At 55.2% G+C, this 3073-nt stretch carries 2 protein-coding genes; both read right to left on the bottom strand.

Features of this window, described 5'->3' with window-relative positions; genetic code table 11:
- The coding region (locus QNK41_RS17395; RefSeq protein WP_413815173.1) for a nickel-dependent hydrogenase large subunit at nucleotides 1–1504 on the bottom strand (1504 nt) is incomplete at its 3' end.
- Between the two features lie 55 nt (nucleotides 1505–1559).
- Complete coding sequence (locus tag QNK41_RS17390) at nucleotides 1560–2501, bottom strand: hydrogenase small subunit (RefSeq protein WP_319259301.1); 942 nt, start codon at nucleotides 2499–2501, stop codon at nucleotides 1560–1562.
- Between the last annotated feature and the right edge of the window lie 572 nt (nucleotides 2502–3073).

Genomic DNA, 3073 nt, shown 5'->3' with positions numbered 1-3073 from the left:
CTTCCACCGGACCCAGTTTGCCCTTGTCGTCACGGGGACCGAAGTTCCAGGTTGACGGCACCACATACTGGTAGTTTTTGATCTTGCCGCCCTCGATGTTAATCCAATGTCCCAACGATCCGCGGGGCACGTCGTTGAGCCCTAAACCCATGGCTTCATCGGGCATTTCCCAGGCGGTGTAGGTCTGGGTGTCGCCGCTTTTGATGTTTTCCAGCAGTTCCATGGTCCAGCCGGGCATGGCCTGGCCGATGGCGATGGTTTCCAGTCCTCTGGCGGCGGTCCGACCCAGTGTAGAGAATAGTGCGCCGGCAGGGATGTCGAGTTTCTGGAGCGTGGCGTCCACCAGCGGTTTGATTTCCTTGTGGCCTTTGCCGTAGGCCACCAGCACACGCGCCAGAGGTCCCACTTCGCAGGGTTCGCTTTCGTATCTGGGCGCCTTGAACCAGGAGTACTTGCCGCTGTCGGGACGGTATTTGGGATCTTCCTTAAGCGGTTTGGTCTCACCTTTATACGGATGCAGATCGGGTCCGTCCTCATACCAGGCGCGGGTCACATTTTCAGCCACCTTCTCCTGAATGGCCATGGGGATATTGGCCAGGTCCCGTTTGCTGATCAAGCCACGCGGCATGAACAGGCTTTCCGGCTCATTGTCGCCTTCGGGGAATTCGCCCCAGGCCAGGAAATTGGTGGTACCGCCGATGGCGCCCCAATCCTTGTAGAAGGAGGCAACGGCCACCAGGTCCGGAATGTAGACATTTTCGATGAACTCCTGGGTCTCTTTCTGAAGGTAGAGGAACTCGGCGATGCGATCGGGCCTCAGATCGGCCACGCTGGTGATGCCGCCCACTACCAAAAACTGCGGGTGGGGATTCTTGCCGCCGAAGACGGCGTGCATGCGGGCTGATCGAGCCTGAAGCCGAAGGGCTTCAATGTAATGGGCACAAGCCATCAGATTGGCTTCCGGTGGCAGCTTGTAGGCCGGGTGGCCCCAGTAGGCGTTGGAGAAGGGACCCAACTGACCGCTGTCCACAAATGTCTGAATGCGCTGCTGAACCTGTTTGTAATAAGCCGAGCCACCCATTTTGGCGTTGCTGACGTTGTCAGCCAGATCGGCGGTTTTCTTGGGATCGGCCTTCAGGGCACTGACGATGTCAACCCAGTCCAGCGCATGCAGGTGATAAAAGTGGACCAGGTGGTCGTGCTGGAACTGAGCGGCAAGCATCATGTTCCGGATCAGTCTGGCGTTTTTGGGAATCTGGACATTAACTGCGGCTTCGACTGCCCTCACCGAGGACAGAGCATGGGTGTACGTTCAGACGCCACAGGATCGGGCCACGAAATGATGTGCGTCGCGCGGGTCGCGCCCCTGAAGAATCAGCTCGATACCGCGGAACATCTGACCCGAGCTCCACGCATTGACGACTTTACCCCCAGCCACTTCCACTTCGATACGAAGATGGCCCTCAATTCTGGTGATTGGATCCACTACTACTCGCTTGCCCATATTTAGAACCTCCCTTTATTCGTCAAAGGACTATTTCAGATTGAAATGATTGGACTTACATCTCTTCATAGAACGGGGTCATGGTGTCCCAGAAATTAGGCTGGCTGCAACCGATGCACGGATGACCCGCCTCCACCGGCCAGCTGGTGCCGTCATTGAATTTGGCGGTTGGGCAGTTGTTATAAGTCTCCGGTCCACGGCAGCCCATTTTGTAAAGGCAATAGCCCATGGCGGCCTCTTCGCTGCCGAACTCCTCAACAAATTCCTCGTTTTCGAAGTGGGAGCGCCGCGGGCATTTGTCGTGGATGGTGTTGCCGAAGGCAAACAACGGCCGGCCCATGTCGTCCAGTTCGGGCAGTTTGCCCAGCAGCAGATAGTTGACCACGGTGCCCACCAGATTGATCGGGTTGGGCGGGCATCCGGGAATTTGGAGCGGTTTAATGCCGATGGCCTCGCCGACTCCCTTGTAGCCGCCCGGGTTGGGCGCTGCAGCCTGAATGCCGCCGAATGTCGCACAGGTGCCGTAAGCAATAACGGCCGCCGCCTTTGGACAGACGTCCTTGGCAATTTCGAGGAATGAACGGCCGCCCACTTTTCCGTAGCCACCGTTGTATTTAGTGCCCACACCGCCTTCAACGATGCAGATGAACTTGCCTTCATACTTCTTGATCGCATTTTGAAGCTGCTCTTCAGCCTGGTGACCGGCGGCAGCCATGATGGTCTCGTGGTATTCCACCGAAAGCACCTCGAGGACCAATTCGTCAATGTAGGGATACTGGGATCGCAGCAGGGATTCGGAGCACCCGGTGCACTCGGCGAAATGCAACCAGACCACCGGCGGGCGCTGCGCCGGTGCGGCAAACACCTCGGCCACCCCGGGGACAAAGGATGATGACAGTCCCATGGTCGCCGTCAGCGCAGTACAGTACTTCATAAAATCTCTTCGTGAGACTCCTTTTTCTTTCAACCGTTGATAAAATGATCTTTCCTTTTCCATTGGCACCTCCTGATGCTGATTATGGATGATTGTGGCGCAAAAAAAAGAAAACCAGTTGTCCTTGAAAAAGCCGCTCATCCCACAATACAAACGGCGCAATCATGGTCGCACTGGTTCCACTTGTCTTTTCAAAGGCGTTGGAATGTTTTATCTTGGAACCTATTCAATGGATTTTACGAACCATTCAGTTATCAGATCCAGTATTCGACAGTCACCATACAACTCACTCAGGCGTGACGCTGCCAATATGGCGCTACACGGGCTGTATGCTTCGGCAATTCAGAATTGACGGATTCGTAAAAAGCCCGATATCTGCGTTACGCTTCATCCTTCGTCACTGCGGAGTACCTTAAGTACACCTCATTCCTCAGGATTCGCAAGCCTTGATCTCGGGCTTTTTACGAATCCGTCGGAAATGCGACTTTTTACGAGTTCATCTAAATTGATTTTCATCCTTACTGCCTGACGAAAAGGGATCGCAAAAGATTTCGGCTGCCGGCGAAAGGAAGGCCCTGTTGAAACCGAAAACGGATGTCGTCATCATCGGTGCCGGCGCGTCGGGACTGATGTGC

Source organism: Desulfosarcina sp., assembly GCF_033791525.1.
Classification (GTDB): domain Bacteria; phylum Desulfobacterota; class Desulfobacteria; order Desulfobacterales; family Desulfosarcinaceae; genus Desulfosarcina.
The sequence above is the reverse complement of the archived record's forward strand: the minus strand, read 5'-3'. Positions and strand labels throughout refer to the sequence as shown.